Here is a 20,286-nt window from a genome sequence, read left to right on the forward strand (position 1 = left end):
TAATCGCCGCTGGATGGATGATCTGAACATCATTAGGTGTTGATAATAACCGCACCTAATGCTGACAATGTGATGACAATATAGAGCACCTAGTTGATTATTATTTATCCCGAATAGACAACCTTTGTCCTTTCTTATGATTAATAGATTGGCTCATATTTTGTTACATCATACTGAATAGATTTTCGCGAGTTCCTAAGGGACTCGCTTTTTTTTGTCTGAAATTCATCGAATCATTAAAATTCAATAGCTTACAGAATAAAACTCCGAAGCATGATCAAGGTGAGATCATGCTTTCTACGGATCTAACTTTGAGGAGACTCTGACTTGATGTTTGATCGAGATAGGGTTGATCAATGAAGTTGGTGTTTAGCTCTTCCTTGATCATCGTTCTGTGGTTGGCTTGCCATAAAACGCACATGTGATTCGATCAACTTTTCCGATTCTTGTTGCCAGCGTGGTTCTTGTTGTTGGTTAGCAAACTCCAAAGCCAGCACACACAAGTGTTGTACCCGCTTGGTACACCACTCTTGTAGGCCGGGTTCCGCTTTTGGGTCACAAGACACTGCCTGAAGCTTACCGTAAGCAAACATCAGGTATTGATAGGCCTTTTCTGGGTGGTGCGGGTTTTCGATTGAGTTTCGATAGAAAGTAAAGATTCTCAGGCACCCATCCAACCAACATGCGATGCCTTTGCTTTGTTCATCCGTGATCAAAGGCCCCCAGAGTGCATCTGGAGGCGTTAAGATCAAAGGTTCTAACCGTTCCACTTGATCATGCTTTCGGTCTTTGTACCAATCTCCGATCCGCTCTAACCAAGTGTCTAGTTCATTCATGCAACGTTATCCCACTGTTTTACAAAGTGATTATCAGCAACTTGCTTGATCTCATGCTGTATTTCACTGCTCTGCTCTCGAATACGATCTGCGTTTACTGAATAGTTTGGTTCATTTTTGACAAGTTCGCCAAATGGCAGATCAGGATCCGGTACCGCTGAGATCAACAGTTTGGTATATGGGTGCTGCGGATTGGTTAAGATCGACTGGGTTGATCCCCATTCGACGATCTGGCCTTTGTACATCACAGCCGTCTCTTCGGCGATGTAATGGGCAGTCGCAAGATCATGAGTAATGTACAAAAATCCGATGCCAAGTTCTTTCTTCATTCTCTGCATGAGGTTAAGCACCCCAAGCCTTATCGACACATCCAACATTGAGGTCGGTTCATCGGCAAGAATGACTTCAGCCCCAACCGCAAGCGCTCTGGCTAGGTTAACCCGCTGTCTTTGGCCGCCACTGAGCTCGTGAGGGTATTTCGCGAGAGTTTCGACGGGTAGCTCCACCAGCGTGAGTAACTCTTTAAGGCGCTCTTCTAGCGCTGCTTTATTGGCGACTTGTTTATGAATCTTAAGTGGGCGCGTTAAGTGGTGCTCTATGGTGTGAGTTGGGTTAAGCGAACCGAATGGGTCTTGAAACACCATCTGTACACGACTGCGGTAATCTAAGATATCTTTTCGGCTGTTGAGCGTTGAGATGTCTTTGCCGTTGAATAGAATTTCCCCTTCGGTAGCAGGGTAGACCTTGGTCATCAATCGAGCGCAAGTGCTTTTGCCGCAGCCAGATTCACCAACGAGAGCCAGTGTTTTTCCGGCATAGATATCGAAACTCACGCCATGCAGTGCTCTAAATATTTCTTCTTTACCAAAGCCACCGCCCACGGTGAACTCTTTGACTAAGTTTTTTACTTGGATAATGGGTTGTGTCATGGAGCCTCCTAGCACGCCGTCGCGTGAGCGTGTTGGTGAATATTAGGGAACGAACTCCAAAGTTTTTTGGTGTAGGAGTGCTGTGGGTTGTTACGGATCTCATAGGATTGATTAACTTCAACTATTTGACCGTGACGCATGATGGCAATGCGATCACATAATTGGCTCATTAGTGCGAGGTCGTGGGTGATGAAGAGTATCGAGAAACCAAACTCTTCTCTGAGTTGGTGTATTTGCTGCAGAATCTCGCGTTGTACAACCACATCCAGCGCCGTTGTCGGCTCGTCCATGATGATCAACTTGGGATTGAGGGCGAGCGCAATGGCTATCACTAAGCGTTGACGCATCCCTCCGCTAAACTGATGTGGATATTCGGTGAGACGGTTGCGAGGGATGTTTACAAGGTCGAGGAGCTTCTCTGCGCGGTCTTTGGCTTGTTCGTCTGTCATCCCTTTGTGGTGACGCAAAACATCAGCGAATTGCTCTTGAATAGGAAGAACGGGATTGAGTGAGTTCATCGCACTTTGGAAAACCATGGCGATTTCGCTCCAACGCAAGGTGTTCAAGTGGTCGTCGGATAAACTGAGCAGATCTTGCCCGTTGAATATTATCTTTCCACCCGAGATGAAAGCTGGCGGCTTGTGCAGACGGTTAATGGCAAACGCGATGGTACTTTTTCCGCACCCTGATTCGCCGGCCAAACCGAAAATCTCTCCTTGATTGATGTTAAAGCTTACCGATTTGACGGCATTAAAATCGCCGTTATCGGTAATGTAATCGACACATAAATTCTTCACTTGGAGAAGCGGTGTCTCTGAATGTTCACTAGACATATTAAATACTCAGTTATGATATTGATAACCATTATCATGAAGTGAATTTAGTGAAAGCAGTGAGCACAAAAAGAATGAAGTGCCTCGAAATTAATCTAGGGTTATTTCATGAGATTTCAGTGGAAAAGTAAGATTGAGAAAGGAGAAAATGAGAGTTAGATCAAACCACATTTCTAGTGGGGAATCTTGTAAATGTAATTGCAGAATTTGGCTTTGGCAAAGTTTAAATGAGGCATTTATTAATTAGCTTTGTGAAGCGTCGGAATCATCACATTTCAGTACAGAATTTCTTAACAAGTGATTTAGCTTTTGCTACAGATTAGCTGTCCATTACATGGTGCTTTTCGGAGGAAAACATGTCCATTAATTCTATCAACCATGACGAAATGACAAATATTGCAAACAAGTGGGATGCTGAAGAAGAAGTATCTTTCAAACCAGAAAAGAAAATGAAGTCTGCTGAAGCTCGTCGTCGTATCGAGACTCTAAGAGAAATTAGAGAAAGCGGTTTTAGTCTGGAAGAAGCGAGAGATCTTGGCTTGATTCACTAAAATTTCCAACTGTATTTCAAGGGTGGTCACATACCACCCTTTGATTTATATAGATTTTATTTCTTTAACAGCATTTTTCAACAACCACATTCCATTCACTTCTTAATTAATAAAAACTCGCTTCATACCTCTCTTTTCTGCTAAAAACACGCTGATGGCTTACTCTTGAACTAAGTTGTTTGACAGCAATATGCAACGCCACTAATTTTAAAGTTAAAGCAAAAATATGCGATGTCGTTGGTAAGGAGAAGGCTATGTCTAATTCTGTGGCTCAAGCCAAAGAAGTGCTGTTTTATGAACCTGAAGATCCAAACGGATACCTTTCAAATTTTGCGGCTTGCCCCATTAAGGTCGATGACCAAGTATGGGCTACCAGCGAACACTATTATCAAGCGATGAAGTTCGCCTCTCAAGAACTGCGCAATACTATTTTGGAAGCCTGTTCGCCTGCTGAAGCATTTTCGTTGAGTCGTGATTATGAAGATCAAGTACGTGAAGATTGGTATGACATTCGTGTTGAAGTGATGCAGTTCATTGTGACGGAGAAGTTTAGACAGAATCCACAGTTTGCGTTGTTTCTTACCAATACCGGAGATTCGGTGATCAAAGAACATTCGCATAAAGACCACTTCTGGGGCGATGGCGGGGATGGAACCGGCGAGAACCATTTGGGTAAGATTCTGATGGCAGTGCGTCACCAGCTTCGCACTCAGCAACGGCATTTGATTGCTTCGCACTAGTTTGTTCGAGATCAGTTATTCGAACGGGTCTACCAGCGTTAGGTTCTTCACATTTAAAAGGCCGCCCTGCTATTTAGTATTAAACTAAGCAGGGCGGCCTTTTAGGTTTTAGAGAGTTAGGCATCAACGATAGCTAAAGAGCGTTACCAAGCTATGTTTTATCAAGTAATACGTTGCCAAGCTCTACGTTACGCTGGTGCTATAAGTAGCTCTGTACGATGTCGTTGAGCTGTCCATCGTCTTTCATTTGATCGAGACGTTGGTTAATGAAGGTTTGCAGTTTAGGGTCCATCTCAGGGTCAAACGCCAAATGGATAGGGTAGTTATTGATTACAGAACCAAACTCTTGCATCTGGTAGTCATCAATACTCAGCTTTTGCTCGTTTAGGTTATATTTGATTCGTGATTCCATCTCAACAAACACAGTATCACCAGGTGCTCGGTTGAGGACACGAAACGCAGCCGTGTAATCTTTCACTCGAATTTCGTTGAGCTTACCTTGTTGGATGTATGGCTCTAGGTTCGGATATTCAAACCCGACCAGCAATACCACGGCTTTTCCGTCTAAATCGTCGATAGTATTAAACTCAAACGGCTTTTTACCGCTGCTGAGTAACACGTGTTTTACATTGTAAATCGGATCTTTAGACAGGTTAACCGACTGGATATTTCCCCAGCTCGGGCTGCCGTAGGTTACCCAGTTTGGATTCTCTCTTGCATCAAGCTTGTCGATCATTCGATTAAAAGGGTAGGTGTGGTAGTTGATCTCATATTGGCTGTCATCGAATACCGCTTCCACAATATCTGAAACCATTCCTCTGTGAGATGACCCGTCAGTTTCGATCTGAAAAGGTTGCGCTTGGCTCTCAATAATGTAGTAGTGAAGAGGTTCGCTTGCAGAAGCATAACTGCTTGAAAACAAACTGACTATGGATGCAACGATAAGATGTTTTTTCATAACCTTCCCTAGTTATTTGATGAATGACTACTATTATACTAGTTGAGTAATTGTAGTTTGCTAGGATAACAATAATGGTAATTTGTGTATGGTGAAAAAAGGAAAACGCTATATTGGACTCTCTCGACAGTTGATCGGGACAATAATCGCAATCAGCACCTTATTCACAGTTATAGTGACAGGTCTGGGATTATATGTGGAGTACCAAAGTCGAGTTTCTTTTATCAGTTCTCAGATCGAACAGGTTAAAGCGGGATACCTCTCCGGTTTAACGGCGAGCTTGTGGGTGGAAGACCGAACTCAACTGTTCGTGCAAGCTGAAGGCATCTCCCGTTTACCCTCTGTGAGCTATCTACTCATAGAAAGCCCCGATGAAAAAATTCTAGAACTGGGTCAAGCAACCTCTGGTCAGTCGTACTCCCAGTCTTGGGAAATGGTGCACCAAATGGGAGGTAAAGATTACCCCCTTGCCACATTAACGGTGCAAGCTGATTTAAGTATTATCCTCGATGATTTCGAAGAACGGGTTCTGTTGTTACTCGCCTTCGAAGCCGTGAAAATCTTCTTGCTCTCTCTGGTGTGTCTGACGATCGTCTATCGTTTAGTCGTTAAACGCTTGATGATCATGTCTTCTCAAATTAACCAACAACAAGTAGAAGACAACAAGCCACGTTTTCTCACCCCGCCAGAATGTACGTATCAAGATGAGATTTCGACGCTAGAGTCGAGCTATAACCAGTCTATTGAACGCATTCGTCAACAATACCAAGAATTGGAAAAAGCCAAAAACACCGCAGAAGTAGCTAACCGCAACAAGAGTGAATTCCTTGCCAATATGAGTCACGAGATCCGTACTCCAATGAACGGCATCATCGGGTTGTCGTCTCTGCTTTCTGAAATGGACATGCCGAAAGAGCAAAAAGAGTATGTCGACATGCTCAATACCTCTTCGCTCACGCTGCTAGATCTGATCAATGACATTCTCGATTACTCGAAGATTGAAGCTGGTCGTTTAGAGCTTCAGCAAGAGCCGATGAAAATGATGGGCATTGCAGCCGATGTTGAGTCGACCTTCAGAGTGAAAGCCGAACAAAAAGGGCTCAGATTCCAACTGGCCATTGATCCTAAGATTCCAACCATGGTGATCGGAGATGGCACCCAATTAAGACAGGTACTGAATAATCTAGTCGGCAACGCAATCAAGTTTACTGAGCATGGCCATGTCACGCTTTCACTTCGCTTGGAAGAAATCACAGAACCTGAGCAAAAGCTGAGAGTTCGATTTGAAGTAAAAGATAGCGGCATTGGCATTGCGGAAGACAAACAACAGTCGGTGTTTGATAAGTTCCAACAAGCCGACGGCAGCACTACTCGTATCTATGGCGGTACAGGGCTTGGTTTAACGATATGCGACAAAATCGTTACCTTAATGGGCAGCAAGCTTGAGCTCACTAGTGTGCAAGGGCAGGGCAGTACATTCTATTTCACAGCTGACTTTGATCCGTGTTTGGAAGTGGAAGAGAGCCGTATCGACTTTAACAAGATCTCAGTGCTGTTGGTGGATGATAGCCAACTCAACATGCGGATTACTTCGACGCAACTGCAGTCCTTTGGAGTGACATCTGAATGCTGTGAGACAGGTTCTAGAGCATTAGAGCTGGTGGCTGACTCCATTGCTCAATCGACGCCTTATGATTTAGTACTGATAGATAAGGTGATGCCATCGATTGATGGTTTCCAGTTAGCCAGAAGTTTGCTTGAACGCTTTGAGAAAGATTGTCCGAAGTTGGTGATGATCTCTGCTGACCCAAGAAAGCAAGATGAAGTCCGAGCCAAGCAAGTCGGCTTTGTCGCCTACATTGCTCGCCCATATCAAGATAACCAGCTTAAGTGGACTATCAGTGAGGTGTTAGCGAGAGCGGCGGATACTTCGACCTTTACCTACCCAAATCGAGGCGAGGTGGCGTTCAAAGACAACGAGCCTGTGCCGGTAACCAAACCGGCAGCTGTTGCTAAACCAGCAGAGCCTGAGAAAACTGCTTTAAAAGAAGAACCAAAACCCGCGGTTATCACTGCGTCTTTTAGCGGTAAAGTCTTGGTAGTCGAAGATTCGAGAGTGAATCAACAAGTGGCTAAGATGATGCTTAAGAAGCTTGGTCTTGAGGTGGATATCGCTGACAACGGGGAAATTGGTGTAGAGAAGTTTAAGGCCAATGACTATGTGATGATCTTTATGGATTGTCAGATGCCGGTTCTTGATGGCTTCGAAGCGACTAAGCAGATCAGAGCGATCGAAGAGGGCTCTTCAAAGCATATTCCAATTGTCGCGCTGACGGCTAACGTTGTGCAGAGAGACAAGCATTTGTGTTTTGATGTGGGTATGGATGAGTTTTTACCAAAGCCGGTTAATCAAGGGAAGTTACGAGAGATTGTCGCGAGCTTTTTATCTAAGGAAACCGATTCGGCTAAAGAAGAAAATGAACAAAAGATTGTTTAGTTAGTTCCTCATCAAATGTAACCGTTAAAAACGAAACTCCGACCTAATCAGTCGGAGTTTTTGTATGTGCTGTTTTCCTATTTTCTAATCTATTTCTTACGTGCTACCCAATACTATCAATATGGATCACCACAGAATCTGGTCGCCAGTATTCCAGTTCGCAGTCCATTAACTCGCCGTCTTGCTTGTAGTTCACTCGGCAGATCTTCAAAACTGGCTGGCCCTCTGCCAAATTCAGCGCCTTGGCGACATGCGCAGGAGCTGAAGTGGGAATTACATCAAAGCGCGAGCGTTGGGTCTCGTAACCGTATTTTTCTCGGTAGATACCCGTCAACGACATGGTGAGGTTTTCTGATAGTACCTTTTCAAACAGCGGTGCTTTCAAGACGTTTTCAACGAAGAGTACCGCTCTGCCATCAATAAAGCGTAATCGCTCAATGACGTGTATCGGCGTTATCTGTTCTATCTCTAATGCTTTGGCGTAATCGCCCGCTGCCATCTCTGTGCGGGTGCTCAGCAGCCTTGTTTCTGCAATACGATGTTGTTCGCGAATCATTTGATGAAAGTGAGAACGTGACAATGGGTTGTAGCGAATCCGTTCGGGCGACACATACCAGCCTCGGCGTTCTTCTCGGTATATCAAGCCTTCGGTTTCTAATGACACCAGCGCATCTTTGAGCGTGATTCGTGTGGTGGAAAACAGCTCGCTGAGATCTCTTTCGGATGGCAGTTTTTGCCCCTCGGTGAAGATGCCTGATTGAAGCTGTTCTCTAATGCTTGTCTTAATTCTGCCTAGTTGTGTCCCTGATTGCCCTGTACCCAATGTTCTCATTGCTGATCTAGTCCATAAGTTCGTGTGCTCAATAAGGTAAACCACGGAGTTAACAGGAATGTGACAGTAAACAATGGCTTACTGTCATATTAATGAAATATAACTGCCACGAAAATGCATCCTAACTGTCAAATAACTTGCGCGAAAGCGTCACACTCTGGCGATAGCATACAAAACGAACTTACTGACCTAGTCCAGAGGGATAGAGACAATGAAAACTTTGCTTAGCCGTTCAACTGTATCGCCAGCCAAACTGAGTGGTTTACCTGAAAAATTAATCGGTTCACCTGCAAAACTGTTAGGTGCAACGCTGATAACGGTAACACTTTCAATGCCAGCGATGGCGAAGGATGCTGATCTTAAGTCACTGATTGAAGCCGCTCAAAAAGAGGGTGCGGTTTACAGTGTGGGTATGCCAGACAGTTGGGCAAACTGGAAAGGCACATGGACTGACCTGAAAGCAAACTACGGTTTGAAGCATCAGGATACGGACATGAGCTCGGCACAAGAGATCTCGAAATTTGAAGCAGAGAAAAGAAACGCAACCGCAGATATCGGTGATGTTGGTTTCGCATTTGCACGTGTCGCTGTGAAAAAAGACGTAACGCAGCCATACAAGCCAACGACTTGGAATGACATTCCAGACTGGGCGAAAGACAAAGATGGTCACTGGGCTCTGGCTTACACAGGTACTATCTCGTTCATTTCAAACAACAACCTTGTTGAAGATGCACCCAAATCTTGGAGCGACCTACTAGAAGGCGACTACAAAGTAACAGTCGGTGACGTAGGTGTAGCCGCGCAAGCAAACAACGCGATATTAGCGGCAGCATTTGCTAATGGCGGTGACGAGTCGAACCTGAAACCAGCGATTAAATTCTTTGGTGAACTAGCGAAGCAACGTCGTCTATCTTACACAGATCCAAGCATTGCGAACCTTGAAAAAGGTGAAGTGGAAGTAGCGATCATGTGGGATTTCAACGCACTGAACTACCGCGACAAGATCGACCGTGAGCGCTTTACTGTAAGCATTCCACAAGATGGCTCAGTGATCTCTGGTTACACCACCATCATCAACAAATACGCACAAAACCCGAATGCGGCGAAGTTGGCTCGTGAATACATCTTCAGCGATCAAGGCCAAATCAACCTAGCAGAAGGTTACGCACGTCCAATCCGTAGCAACGTTACGCTGCCTAAATCAGTGCAAGACAAGCTGATCTCGAACGAGCAATACAGCAACGTTCACCCAGTAACTGACTTCTCAGCATGGGAAAAATCAGCACGCCGCCTGCCGCGTCAATGGCAAGAAAGCGTATTGATTCACCAGCAATAACCCCCGCTTAACATGCCACCTGTAACGGGTGGCTTATAGAAACAAGCAATAGAGAATAGACCATGAGCAATAAGGTTATCCTTGTTGTTCTAGATGGACTGAATTATCAGGTAGCCCGTGATTGCATGGGCTACCTGAACGGTCTTCTAGAACTTAGTGACTCGAAAAACAGTAACCACAGCGTTCCTCTGAGCCAACAGGGCACTTCGCAAATCATAAGCACGCAAAAAAACAAGCTGCGCGCCACACTTTACCCAATGCAGTGTGAACTGCCGTCCATGTCACGCCCACTGTATGAGTGCATTTTAACGGGAGCTCGCCCTGTCGAGAGCGGCATCGTTAACAACCAAATCGTGCGTTTATCGAATCACGAGTCGATCTTTAGCTTGGCTAAATCACAAGGCAAAGTGACGGCTGCCGCGGCCTATCATTGGGTGAGCGAGTTGTATAACCGAGCGCCATTTGATGCGGTGCGTGACCGTTTTACCAACGACGAAACCTTGAACATTCAACACGGCTGTTTTTACCACTGGGACCACTACCCAGATGAAGCCTTGTTCTTGGATGCCGAGCACCTGCGTGTCACTCATCAGCCGGACTTCTTGTTGATTCACCCAATGAACATTGACGATATTGGACACAAGCATGGGTTGGATTCACGCCAGTACCGCAACAGTGCACGTGGCGCGGATATTTACCTGTCGAACTACCTTGAGAAATGGGTAAATGATGGTTATCAGGTGATCATTACCAGTGACCATGGCATGAACAATGACTTGTCTCACGGTGGCATTCTGCCTGAAGAACGTGAAGTGCCTTTCTTTGTGATTGGCGATAAGTTCACACACCAAGAGTGTTCAGTGAAACAGACCGATATCTGCGGCAGCGTGTGTCAGCTACTCAACCTTGAACACGATAAATCTTACACTCAGGAATTGTTGGCCTTATGAGCAGTTCTGTAATCACGCAGAGCGATGGCTCTGCGCTTAAACCCCAAACCAAATCTTGGTTCAAACGCTTCAAGCCCGCTTTGTGGCTTGCGCCTTTCGCACTGTTTTTCTATCTGTTCCAACTGGCTCCCATGGTTTGGGTGCTGATCAACAGCTTCTTCTATGACGATGAGCTCTCTCTAGAAAACTATTCTGAAGTCTTCAATTCTGCCTTCATGATGCAGGCTTTTGGCAACAGTTTATGGTTGTCGATTTGGTCGAGCATTGTTGGTTTAGCGATTGCGACTCTGTTGGTCTCTTCATTGCGCCGCGTTGATTCTAAAATCCGCGATGCGGTGATTGCGTTTACCAACATGAGTAGCAACTTCTCTGGTGTGCCTCTATCGTTCGCATTCATCATCATCTTGGGCACCAATGGTGCGATCACCTTATTGCTCAAGCAGTATGGATTACTGGGTGATTTTGACCTGTACGGCAAGTGGGGCTTGCTGGCGATTTATATCTATTTCCAGATCCCATTAGCGGTGTTGTTGCTGTATCCAGCGTTCGATGCCTTGAGTGACGACTGGCAAGCCGCCTCTGCACTGCTTGGTGCGAAAACTTGGCAATACTGGACCAAAATAGCGTTGCCAGTGCTGTCTCCTGCCTTGTTTGGCACCTTTATCATCTTGATTGCCAATGCGATTGGCGCGTATGCGAGCGTGTATGCGTTGACCTCAGGAAACTACAACGTGATTACGATTCGAATCGCGAGTTTGGTATCGGGCGATTTGTTCCTAGAACCCAACCTAGCCGCGGCAATTTCTGTGATTCTGATGGCGATGCTGGCCTTCATCACCGTGATTAACCAATGGCTGATCAGTAAAAGCTACGCAGGGAAGAGAAAGTAATGAACACCGTAAATACTCGCTTTCATAAAACGGTGGTCTATTCGATTGTTGGAATCATGATGCTCCCGATCTTGGCGACCTTCATCTACTCGATCTCTTCACGTTGGGGCGCGACGATCCTGCCTGACGGTTTTACTCTGGATTGGTACATCAACCTGCTGACGGATCCTCGCTTCTTACAAGCCTTTGGTCGTTCACTGTTTATCTGTGTGGCGGCACTGTCATTGAGTGTGGTGTTGGTTCTGCCTGCGATTTTCGTGGTGTTTTACTATTTCCCGAAACTCGACAAGGTGATGAATATACTCATCTTATTGCCGTTCGCTGTACCGCCAGTGGTGTCGTCGGTGGGCTTACTTCAGCTGTATGCCGATAGCGAAATCTCACTGATAGGCACGCCATGGATTCTGATAGGTACTTACTTCACCATCGCGCTGCCATTCATGTACCGCGCGATTGCCAACAGCTTTGAAGCGATTAACTTGCACGACTTGATGGACGCTGCTCACCTGCTCGGCGCAAGCACTACCAAGGCGTTTTTATTGATTATTTTGCCAAACCTTAAGAAAGGTTTAATGGCGTCGCTGTTCTTGTCGTTCTCGTTCCTATTGGGCGAGTTCGTGTTCGCCAACATCTTGGTCGGTACACGTTACGAGACGCTGCAAATCTACCTATACAACATGCGTCAAACCAGTGGTCACTTCACATCAGCCCTTGTGATGACGTACTTCCTGTTTATTTTCTTACTGACTTGGTTGGCAAGTCGTTTCAGCCAGGGAACCAAATAATGAGCTATGTAAATGCGAAAAACCTCACCAAGCGCTTTGGTGACAACACGGTGTTTGAAGACATTGAATTTTCCATCGAGAAGGGTGAATTCATCACGCTGCTTGGCCCAAGTGGTTGCGGCAAATCAACTCTTCTGCGTAGCTTGGCAGGCTTGAATCCGGTCGATGGTGGCGAGATCTGGGTGAATGGTGAGGAGATTACTCATCAAGTGCCGCAACAGCGTGGCATCGGCATGGTGTTTCAATCTTATGCCCTGTTCCCGAATATGACGGTTGAGGGCAACATTGCGTTTGGCCTCAAGATGAAAAAGCTTGCTGCTGACGAGATTAAACGCGAAGTCGCGAAAGTGATTGGGCTGGTGGACTTAACGGGCAAAGAGAAGTTCTACCCGCATCAGCTATCAGGCGGTCAGCGTCAGCGTGTGGCTTTGGCAAGAGCCTTGGTGGTTAAGCCTCGTATATTATTACTCGATGAGCCGCTTTCAGCGCTGGATGCGAAGATCCGTAAACATCTGCGCCAACAGATCCGAGACATCCAAAAAGAGATGAACCTGACCACGATCTTCGTGACTCACGATCAGGAAGAAGCGATGATCATGTCTGACCGTATCTTCCTGATGAACAAAGGCGAGATCGTACAAGCCGGCACACCCGAAGAGATCTACACTCAACCTGCCAATGAGTTCGTGGCAGGGTTCATGGGGCACTACAATCTGGTGCAAGCGAACAAAGCCAAGCAGTTGTTCAATATTGAAACCGAGTGGAAAGTGGCGATTCGACCTGAATCTATCTACGTTAAAGAGCAAGGTCGACAATATGGCGAACATATCTCCGCGCCGAAAACGGGCACCATTCGCAACCACCAGCTCTTGGGTAACGTGATTCGCTACCAAGTGGACGTTGATGAGTGTGAATTAACGGTCGACCTGCTTAACCGTTCCTCTGAACGACTGTTGGCAAACGGCAGCCAACTTGAACTCCTGTTTAACCTTAACGAAATTCAACCTGTGAGAGCCTAAGATGTTCAAACCTTTGTATGTATTTGATATGGATGAAACGCTGATCAATGCCGATGCAGCGATGCTCTGGAATGAGTTCTTGGTTGAAAAGGGCATTGCCACTGCGCCCAACTTTATTGAAGAAGATAAGCGCTTAATGGGCCTGTATTCGGAAGGCAAACTGAACATGGAAGATTACCTCACGTTTTCCATGCAGCCTTTGGCCGACATGCCAACAGAGCAAGTCACCGCTTTGGTTGAAGAGTGTGTCGAACAGCATATTTTGCCTAAGCAATTCAAGCAGTCGAAACCTTTGATTGAACAGCTAGAAAATGACGACATCGATATGCTGATCATCTCTGCCAGCGTAACTTTCTTAGTGGAAGCGGTCGGTCGTAAGATGGGTATCGAGAATGCACTTGGTATCGATTTGATTGAAAACCAAGGCCGTTTCACGTCTCAAATATCAGGCGTACCAAGCTACCGAGAAGGTAAAGTGACGCGTTTAAAAGAGTGGTTAGATAATCAAGAAACCAATTACTCAGATATCCACTTTTATACCGATTCAATCAATGACTTACCTTTGTGTGAACACGCTGATTTTGCTTACCTAGTAAACCCATGCCCGCGTTTGAAAGCACTGGCTGATCAACCGAATTGGTCGATCCTCGACTGGGATTAAACAGAATCTTATATTCGAATTAGGTTCGCTCTAGAACTCATCAAGCCGCTGACTACAGCGGCTTTTTTGCATCATCAGTCTAATGTTCGATTTATTACCTTAGCTGACAAAAGGATGTGTGTAACAATTCAATAACATCTCTCACTCTGCTGTAAATCAAACCACCCTCTTTCAATCCCTTGATAGCACTCACTTTCTTGTCTTGATGGTTTGTGTGTAACAAATATTTTACAAATTGACAGGGTTTCATCGAAATTGCCCATTTTCCTCCACCCATTCCATTATCTCGGCTTGTGGGCCAAATTTAATTAAGGACAAAAAATACACAACACAAAACCAATAGGTACAAGGAGAAAGTTCATGGTGGATACATACAACCCGCTTGGCACGGATGGGTTCGAGTTTGTTGAATACACGGCCGTTGACCACAAGGGAATTGAGCAACTTAAAGCGCTGTTTGTGTCACTTGGTTTTGCTGAGATCGCCAAGCACCGCTCAAAAGAGGCTTGGCTGTATCGACAAGGTGACATCAACTTTATCGTCAATGAACAGCCTCACAGCCAAGCGGAAGCGTTCGCTAAAGTGCATGGGCCATCGGTCTGTGGCATGGCTTTTCGTGTCAACGAAGCAACAGCTGCAATGGAGCAAGCGTTTAAGGGTGGTGGTGAAGAGTACAAAACAGAAATAGGGCCGATGGAGCTGAGCATTCCTGCCATTTACGGCATCGGTGAAAGCCTGCTCTATTTTGTGGATCGTTATGGCAAGCAGAGCATCTACGACGTCGACTTCCGATTCTATGACGATGCGGAACAGCGCATGGCCGAAGCCAATGTTGGCTTGTATGAAATCGACCACCTCACGCATAACGTGAAGCAAGGCAATATGGACCTATGGTCTGGGTTCTATGAACGTCTTGGTAACTTCCGTGAGATTCGCTACTTCGACATTGAAGGCAAGCTGACTGGCCTTGTGAGCCGCGCTATGACCTCACCGTGTGGCAAAATCCGTATCCCTATCAATGAGTCTTCCGACGACAAATCACAAATCGAAGAGTTTATTCGCGAATACAACGGCGAAGGTATCCAACACATCGCACTCGCCACCGATGACATCTACAAAACGGTGAAGACTCTGCGTGATCGCGGCATGGACTTTATGCCAACCCCAGATACCTACTATGAGAAAGTTGACGATCGTGTGAAAGGCCACGGTGAAGACACTGATCTGCTGCGTGACCTACGCGTCCTGATTGATGGCGCGCCGACCAAAGACGGCATCTTGCTGCAAATTTTCACACAGACGGTAATTGGGCCTGTGTTCTTTGAAATCATTCAGCGTAAAGGCAATGAAGGCTTTGGCGAAGGTAACTTCAAGGCGCTGTTTGAATCGATTGAAGAGGACCAGATTCGTCGAGGAGTATTAGACGATGCATAAATGGATCTCATTTCCTCATCGGGAGGGGGTGTGTTCTAAACAAGCGCACGCCGACTTCCCCGAAGAGGCAATCTATGAGCGAGAAGCCGGCCGAAGTGGTTTCTTCGGTCCTGCTGCTCACTTTCATCACCAACACGCCCCAACAGGTTGGTCGGAGTGGGAGGGCGATTTACGTCCTCGCGCTTTTGATTTTACGCTAGTGGAAAAAGCCAGCCAGATAACCCCTTGGGCGGTGCCTCATCTTTTGCACAATGCGGACTGCAAAATCCGCGTGTGGCGCATGGATGAGAAGATGGATTTCTTAGTGCGTAACTCCGATGGCGATGAGCTACTGTTCATTCACCAAGGCAGCGCCGATCTTTATTGTGACTATGGTCATCTAGAGGTGAGTGAAGGGGATTACGTGATGATCCCGCGCTCGACCAACTGGCGCTTAGAGCCAAGCGAGCCGATGTTTATCTTGATGATTGAGAACACAGACGCGGCTTACTCCTTGCCAGAGAAAGGCATGGTCGGCAATCACGCGGTGTTTGATCCTGCAGTGCTCGATATCCCTTCGATCAATGATCAATTCCGCGCTCAGTATTCAGAAAACCAAACTCAGGTTCAGGTGAAGCGCCACGACAAAGTCAGCGTGATCACCTATCCGTTCAATCCATTGGATGCAATTGGCTGGCATGGCGACTTAGCTGTGGTGAAAGTGAATTGGCGCGATATCAGACCGCTGATGTCGCATCGCTACCACTTGCCACCTTCTGCGCACACGACGTTTGTTGGCGCAGGTTTTGTAGTGTGCACCTTTGTACCACGTCCGATTGAGAGCGACCCAGGTGCATTGAAAGTGCCGTTCTACCACAACAATGATGACTACGACGAAGTGCTGTTCTATCACGCTGGTGACTTCTTCAGTCGCGACAATATTGAAGCGGGCATGGTGACTTTCCATCCAGCAGGCTTCAGTCATGGACCTCACCCTAAAGCCTTTAAGGCAGGTCAGGCGCATAAGAAGAAGTTTACCGACGAAGTGGCGGTGATGATCGATACTCGCCATGCACTGCAGTTCTCTGAGGAACTCGATAGCGTTGAGAACAAAGAATATGTCTACAGTTGGCAAGAGAAATAAGGGATAAGGATGAAATTAGCAACCAAGAAAAATGGCACTCGCGATGGTCTATTGATGGTCGTGAGCAAAGATCTCAAACAATGTGTGGCTGCCACTGAAATCTTCCATGCGATGCATCTGGCGCCAACCATGCAGGTGGCTTTGGATAACTGGGACAGCGTTGCACCTCAGTTAGAAGAGTTATACACCTCGCTTAATACTGGGCATGTGACAGGCAGTGAAGTGTTTGCACCTCAGTATTGTGAATCACCTCTGCCACGCGCTTATCAATGGGCCGATGGCAGCGCATATGTAAATCATGTTGAGCTGGTGCGTAAGGCTCGTGGTGCTGAAATGCCAGAAAGTTTCTGGGTCGATCCATTAATGTATCAAGGCGGCTCAGACGCGTTTATCGGCCCTCGTGACAACATCGAATTTGCCAGCGACGAATGGGGTATCGATTTCGAGGGCGAGGTCGCGATTGTGACCGGTGACGTGCCAATGGGTGCCAGTGCTAAACAGGCGCACGAGTCGATTCGCTTGCTGATGTTGGTGAATGATGTGTCGCTGCGTGGTTTGATTCCGGCAGAGCTTGCTAAGGGTTTTGGTTTCTTCCAGTCTAAGCCTTCTTCAGCGTTCTCTCCGGTTGCGGTAACACCTGACGAGCTTGGTGAACAGTGGAGAGGCAGTAAGGTGCATCTACCGTTGATATCGACCTACAACGATAAGCCTTTTGGTTGTCCGAATGCTGGCGTGGATATGACTTTCAACTTTGCAGAATTAGTTGTTCACGCTGCGAAAACTCGCCCACTATCGGCCGGTGCAATCATTGGCTCGGGCACGGTTTCCAATAAGCAAGGCACTGACCATGGCACCTCAATTGCCGAGGGCGGAGTGGGTTATTCATGCATTGCCGAAGTTCGCATGATAGAGACGATTCGTGATGGTAAACCGTCGACTAAATTCATGTCGTTTGGCGATTCGATCAAGCTTGAGATGTTTGATGCAGCTGGTGACTCCATTTTTGGTGCGATTGACCAAAAAGTGAGCCAGTATCGGGCGCTATAGTCCACATAATAGGATTTCTGTATGAGCGAGAGCATCGTGAACAAGAACATTATACTTTACGGTTACTGGCGCTCGTCCGCAGCCTATCGAGTGCGTATTGGATTAAACCTGAAGCAACTCAACTACGAGTCTAAATCGGTGCACTTGGTGCGTAATGGCGGCGAGCAGCATGACCCACAATATCGCGAGCTCAATGCCAGTGAATTAGTGCCGGTGCTGGTGGATGGTGACGTTCAACTCAATCAGTCGCTGGCTATTCTTCAATATCTCGATGAACACTATTTGTGTGAGAGCAGCCCAGACACCTTGTTGATTCCTGAGCAAACCCCACTGCGCTATCAAGCGTTGGCGATGGCTCAGGATATCGCGATGGAAATTCACCCTCTAAATAACCTGCGTGTGTTGCAGTATTTGGAGCGAGAATTGTCGTGCGAGCAAGAGGCAAAAGTGGATTGGCTTCACTATTGGATGAGCCAAGGTTTTTCGGCGTTAGAAGAGAAGCTAGCGAAGCACAGAAAAGTACATGGCGACGCGGTGTATAGCCTCACAGATTCCCCTTGTATCGTCGATATTTGCTTAGTGCCGCAAGTCTACAATGCTTTGCGCTTTGGTATTGATATGTCGCTTTATCCGTTGATTAACTCGATAGTTGAAGCGTGTAACCAGTTACCCGCTTTTATCGATGCAATGCCAGAGAACCAAGCGGATGCGAATGCACCGATGTGAACGGAAACAACGATTTATTTTGCTAAATTGAGGATGTTTTTTGAAAAGAGGGGAGAAATCTGGACTGAGTATCCAAATATTTAACCTGTTCTCATAAGAGTTCGAACGCATGCTTTTGTCTTTACTCAGAAGCTTAGTATCTTAATATTATCCGGATAAAAAGAAACCTCCAATGTTGGAGGCTTCTTGGTTTCTACACTTTAACAACTAGCGCGAGTGACAAAGGTGATATCAAATATTGCCACTCAGGTTATTTGTACCTTCTGCCTTAGACTGTTCAATCTCAGACTCGGTTTGCCACTTACCTTTGTAAATACGTCGCCATTCAGGAAGTGGGGTGTTTTGTGCTCTAAGGTCAAAGGTATCGGCTACTGGAAATTCAAGACTCCGGGAAGGGATATCTTGAATTCGAGACTCAGGCCTTCCTTCAAAAAACTCTTTGTGGTTTGGAAACTCAACACATTCGATATCATATCTATTTGAGAGAGCCTCTAGCACCTCGTCTAGTTCTTCGACTGTTTTAAAAAATAAGTAGCTATAACCACGAGTTTGAGTTCTGAAAATGGTATGTTCGACTAGATCCCATTTAGAGCAATCGTCGTATTTGTGGTAGAAGCGAATCACTTTGCGCTTTTTGTTAAAGTAAGCAAACAACCAGTCTTCACGCTCTCCAACTCTCACATCTGTTGGTTCATCAGGCTGACGTTTTAACATCCCAAATGAGAGTAAAATAAGGGCGCCAGCTCCCGCTAATGCCATTGGGCCAACCACCGCCACCATCAGAACACACACCACGGAGCCTATCCAGCCAACAGCTTGCGTGGCGGTATTTACCCACTTAGGCATATTACGACACTTTTTCATCACAAAGCCCTTGTCAGAAAAAATGTAGTCATACCGACAATCGAGGCCGATCGTAAGGTAGAAAGCTCCAGACACCATCACCGACAAAATAAAAGAAAAAATGGTCGCACCAACCGTGTCACTTGTATGTATCAAAAAAGTTAATAGGAATGGCGCGATCACAAATGGAAGCGAAAATAGTTTGTAGTAGTAGCGAAACGGCTCTTCTACATCCTATTTGTGCCATGTTGTTAAATTGTTCCCTGTAAGAATCTCTTGCTCTTGCGCTTCTTGATAAACCGCCAATTCTTCTGGGGTGATATAAAATGGTGAATATGCCAAGGGTTACTTCTTGGTTGTATTCAGTTCTGCTTTGCGTTGGTCGATTTCCGCTTCGCTTAGCCATAAGTCACCACGCAAGTATTTTAGTTCGGGTAATGTGGCATTCTGATTTCTCAGGCTATCAACTTCGCTTAGTAGATATTTAGTTCCTCTTACTGGAATATCTTGAAGTTTTTCGTACATTAGGTCTGTATTGAAAAGCTGTTTAATATTGTTTTCTTCAGAGCATTCGATGTTCCACTTGTTAACTAACAACTTCAACAAGTAATCCACTTCTGATTCAGTTTTGCAAAATATATAACTACGACCACGAGTTTGGTTTCGACTGACTTCTGTATGCTCAATGTCAAAGAAATAGCAGTCGTCAAATTTGTGATAAATCACAATGAGTTTTCGCTGTTTGTTGTATTGAGCAAACAATGAATCTTTGCGACGCCCCACTCGTACTTCAGTTTCTTCTTCAGGTTGGCGCTTCAGCATGCGAAATGAAACTAAAATAAATCCACCAGCACCGACTAGAGCCATTGGTCCTACAGCGATTACCATAAATACGCAGACTACCGCTCCAAACCAACCCATCACTTGCGCTGCTGAGTTCACCCAAGTAGGGAGATCTCGTCTCTTTCTCAAGACCATGCCTTGCTCGGATATGGTGTAGTCATAACGATTGTCTAAACCAAATGTAAGATAAGAAACACCGGACATGATTATCGTTAAGCCTGATAATATGTAGGTCAAGAGCATCTGACTACTATCGTGGAGAAAGTAGGTAAGGAAAAGTAATGGGCTGACTGCGGCTATAGCAATTGATAAGTATAAGTATCGAAAAGGCTCTTCAATATCGTGCTTGTGCCAGGTTGTGAGCTTTTTCCCTTTTAGAATTTGTTGCTCTTGTTCTTCTTGATAAGCCGAAAACTCGTCTGGCGTGATGTAAAAAGGTAAATAAGCCAAGGG

General features: G+C 45.9%; 20 protein-coding genes and 1 pseudogene. 13 read left to right on the plus strand and 8 right to left on the minus strand.

Annotated elements, in window-relative coordinates; translation table 11 throughout:
• Positions 1-353 precede the first annotated feature (353 nt).
• From QWZ07_RS05465 to QWZ07_RS05475, 3 genes are read right to left on the minus strand one after another with little or no spacing between them, the layout of a single operon-like run.
• Positions 354-836 (minus strand): transcriptional regulator, encoded by a 483-nt coding sequence (locus tag QWZ07_RS05465; protein ID WP_102351956.1) that lies wholly within the window; start codon positions 834-836, stop codon positions 354-356.
• Positions 833-1,765, minus strand: coding sequence for an ATP-binding cassette domain-containing protein (locus tag QWZ07_RS05470; protein ID WP_102351955.1), 933 nt, complete (start codon positions 1,763-1,765; stop codon positions 833-835). Before QWZ07_RS05470 ends, QWZ07_RS05465 begins: the two co-directional genes overlap by 4 nt.
• A gap of 8 nt (positions 1,766-1,773) precedes the next feature.
• Positions 1,774-2,598: an ABC transporter ATP-binding protein gene (locus QWZ07_RS05475; protein WP_102266888.1), complete on the minus strand. Its 825-nt coding sequence runs from the start codon at positions 2,596-2,598 to the stop codon at positions 1,774-1,776.
• A 356-nt stretch (positions 2,599-2,954) separates the two neighbouring features.
• Here QWZ07_RS05475 and QWZ07_RS05480 point away from each other — a divergent pair, with 356 nt between their 5' ends.
• A complete protein-coding gene (locus QWZ07_RS05480; RefSeq protein ID WP_017111270.1) occupies positions 2,955-3,149 on the plus strand; it encodes a hypothetical protein in 195 nt (64 codons plus the stop codon).
• Positions 3,150-3,328: 179 nt separating this feature from the next.
• Complete coding sequence (gene ybiA, locus QWZ07_RS05485; protein ID WP_076667500.1) at positions 3,329-3,889, plus strand: riboflavin biosynthesis intermediates N-glycosidase; 561 nt, start codon at positions 3,329-3,331, stop codon at positions 3,887-3,889.
• 199 nt (positions 3,890-4,088) lie between these two features.
• Here ybiA and QWZ07_RS05490 read toward each other — a convergent pair whose 3' ends face one another.
• Positions 4,089-4,847: a substrate-binding periplasmic protein gene (locus tag QWZ07_RS05490; RefSeq protein WP_192852347.1), complete on the minus strand. Its 759-nt coding sequence runs from the start codon at positions 4,845-4,847 to the stop codon at positions 4,089-4,091.
• A gap of 88 nt (positions 4,848-4,935) precedes the next feature.
• Between QWZ07_RS05490 and QWZ07_RS05495 the strand changes: the two genes are divergently transcribed.
• Positions 4,936-7,344 carry a response regulator gene (locus QWZ07_RS05495; RefSeq protein ID WP_192852348.1) on the plus strand — a complete coding sequence of 803 codons (2,409 nt, stop codon included), beginning with the start codon at positions 4,936-4,938 and terminating at the stop codon, positions 7,342-7,344.
• A gap of 103 nt (positions 7,345-7,447) precedes the next feature.
• Here the strand turns inward: QWZ07_RS05495 and QWZ07_RS05500 are convergent, their stop codons facing one another.
• The gene (locus tag QWZ07_RS05500; RefSeq protein WP_192852349.1) at positions 7,448-8,176 is read right to left on the minus strand and encodes a UTRA domain-containing protein; all 729 of its coding nucleotides are present in this window, start codon (positions 8,174-8,176) and stop codon (positions 7,448-7,450) included.
• 211 nt (positions 8,177-8,387) lie between these two features.
• Here QWZ07_RS05500 and QWZ07_RS05505 point away from each other — a divergent pair, with 211 nt between their 5' ends.
• From QWZ07_RS05505 to QWZ07_RS05530, 6 genes are all read left to right on the plus strand, one after another.
• Positions 8,388-9,512: an ABC transporter substrate-binding protein gene (locus QWZ07_RS05505; RefSeq protein WP_192852350.1), complete on the plus strand. Its 1,125-nt coding sequence runs from the start codon at positions 8,388-8,390 to the stop codon at positions 9,510-9,512.
• Between the two features lie 62 nt (positions 9,513-9,574).
• Positions 9,575-10,462 carry an alkaline phosphatase family protein gene (locus QWZ07_RS05510; protein ID WP_192852351.1) on the plus strand — a complete coding sequence of 296 codons (888 nt, stop codon included), beginning with the start codon at positions 9,575-9,577 and terminating at the stop codon, positions 10,460-10,462.
• Entirely contained in the window at positions 10,459-11,352 is an 894-nt protein-coding gene (locus QWZ07_RS05515; protein ID WP_192852352.1) for an ABC transporter permease, read from the plus strand. The genes QWZ07_RS05510 and QWZ07_RS05515 overlap by 4 nt, the downstream gene beginning before the upstream one ends.
• A complete protein-coding gene (locus QWZ07_RS05520) occupies positions 11,352-12,137 on the plus strand; it encodes an ABC transporter permease (protein ID WP_076667485.1) in 786 nt (261 codons plus the stop codon). Before QWZ07_RS05515 ends, QWZ07_RS05520 begins: the two co-directional genes overlap by 1 nt.
• Positions 12,137-13,156 carry an ABC transporter ATP-binding protein gene (locus tag QWZ07_RS05525; RefSeq protein WP_004732593.1) on the plus strand — a complete coding sequence of 340 codons (1,020 nt, stop codon included), beginning with the start codon at positions 12,137-12,139 and terminating at the stop codon, positions 13,154-13,156. The genes QWZ07_RS05520 and QWZ07_RS05525 overlap by 1 nt, the downstream gene beginning before the upstream one ends.
• 1 nt (position 13,157) lies before the next feature.
• Positions 13,158-13,817 carry an HAD family hydrolase gene (locus QWZ07_RS05530; RefSeq protein ID WP_192852353.1) on the plus strand — a complete coding sequence of 220 codons (660 nt, stop codon included), beginning with the start codon at positions 13,158-13,160 and terminating at the stop codon, positions 13,815-13,817.
• 94 nt (positions 13,818-13,911) lie between these two features.
• Here the strand turns inward: QWZ07_RS05530 and QWZ07_RS05535 are convergent, their stop codons facing one another.
• On the minus strand, positions 13,912-14,094 hold the full coding sequence (locus QWZ07_RS05535; protein ID WP_225998371.1) for a hypothetical protein: 183 nt from the start codon (positions 14,092-14,094) through the stop codon (positions 13,912-13,914).
• An 83-nt stretch (positions 14,095-14,177) separates the two neighbouring features.
• On the opposite strand from QWZ07_RS05535, the gene hppD reads away from it, so the two are divergent.
• Genes hppD through maiA form a run of 4 tightly spaced genes read left to right on the plus strand, consistent with a single transcriptional unit; the run spans position 14,178 to position 18,147 of the window.
• Complete coding sequence (gene hppD / locus QWZ07_RS05540) at positions 14,178-15,251, plus strand: 4-hydroxyphenylpyruvate dioxygenase (protein ID WP_192852354.1); 1,074 nt, start codon at positions 14,178-14,180, stop codon at positions 15,249-15,251.
• Positions 15,244-16,374 (plus strand): homogentisate 1,2-dioxygenase, encoded by a 1,131-nt coding sequence (locus QWZ07_RS05545; RefSeq protein WP_192852355.1) that lies wholly within the window; start codon positions 15,244-15,246, stop codon positions 16,372-16,374. The genes hppD and QWZ07_RS05545 overlap by 8 nt, the downstream gene beginning before the upstream one ends.
• A 9-nt stretch (positions 16,375-16,383) precedes the next feature.
• Positions 16,384-17,421 (plus strand): fumarylacetoacetate hydrolase family protein, encoded by a 1,038-nt coding sequence (locus QWZ07_RS05550; RefSeq protein WP_192852356.1) that lies wholly within the window; start codon positions 16,384-16,386, stop codon positions 17,419-17,421.
• A 21-nt stretch (positions 17,422-17,442) separates the two neighbouring features.
• On the plus strand, positions 17,443-18,147 hold the full coding sequence (maiA, locus tag QWZ07_RS05555) for a maleylacetoacetate isomerase (RefSeq protein ID WP_192852357.1): 705 nt from the start codon (positions 17,443-17,445) through the stop codon (positions 18,145-18,147).
• A 231-nt stretch (positions 18,148-18,378) separates the two neighbouring features.
• Here the strand turns inward: maiA and QWZ07_RS05560 are convergent.
• A pseudogene (locus QWZ07_RS05560) lies at positions 18,379-19,332 on the minus strand (immunity protein TsiV2 protein).
• Between the two features lie 3 nt (positions 19,333-19,335).
• Positions 19,336-20,283: an immunity protein TsiV2 protein gene (locus tag QWZ07_RS05565; protein WP_076667458.1), complete on the minus strand. Its 948-nt coding sequence runs from the start codon at positions 20,281-20,283 to the stop codon at positions 19,336-19,338.
• Positions 20,284-20,286 lie beyond the last annotated feature (3 nt).

This window comes from Vibrio lentus (assembly GCF_030409755.1).
Lineage (GTDB): Bacteria > Pseudomonadota > Gammaproteobacteria > Enterobacterales > Vibrionaceae > Vibrio > Vibrio lentus.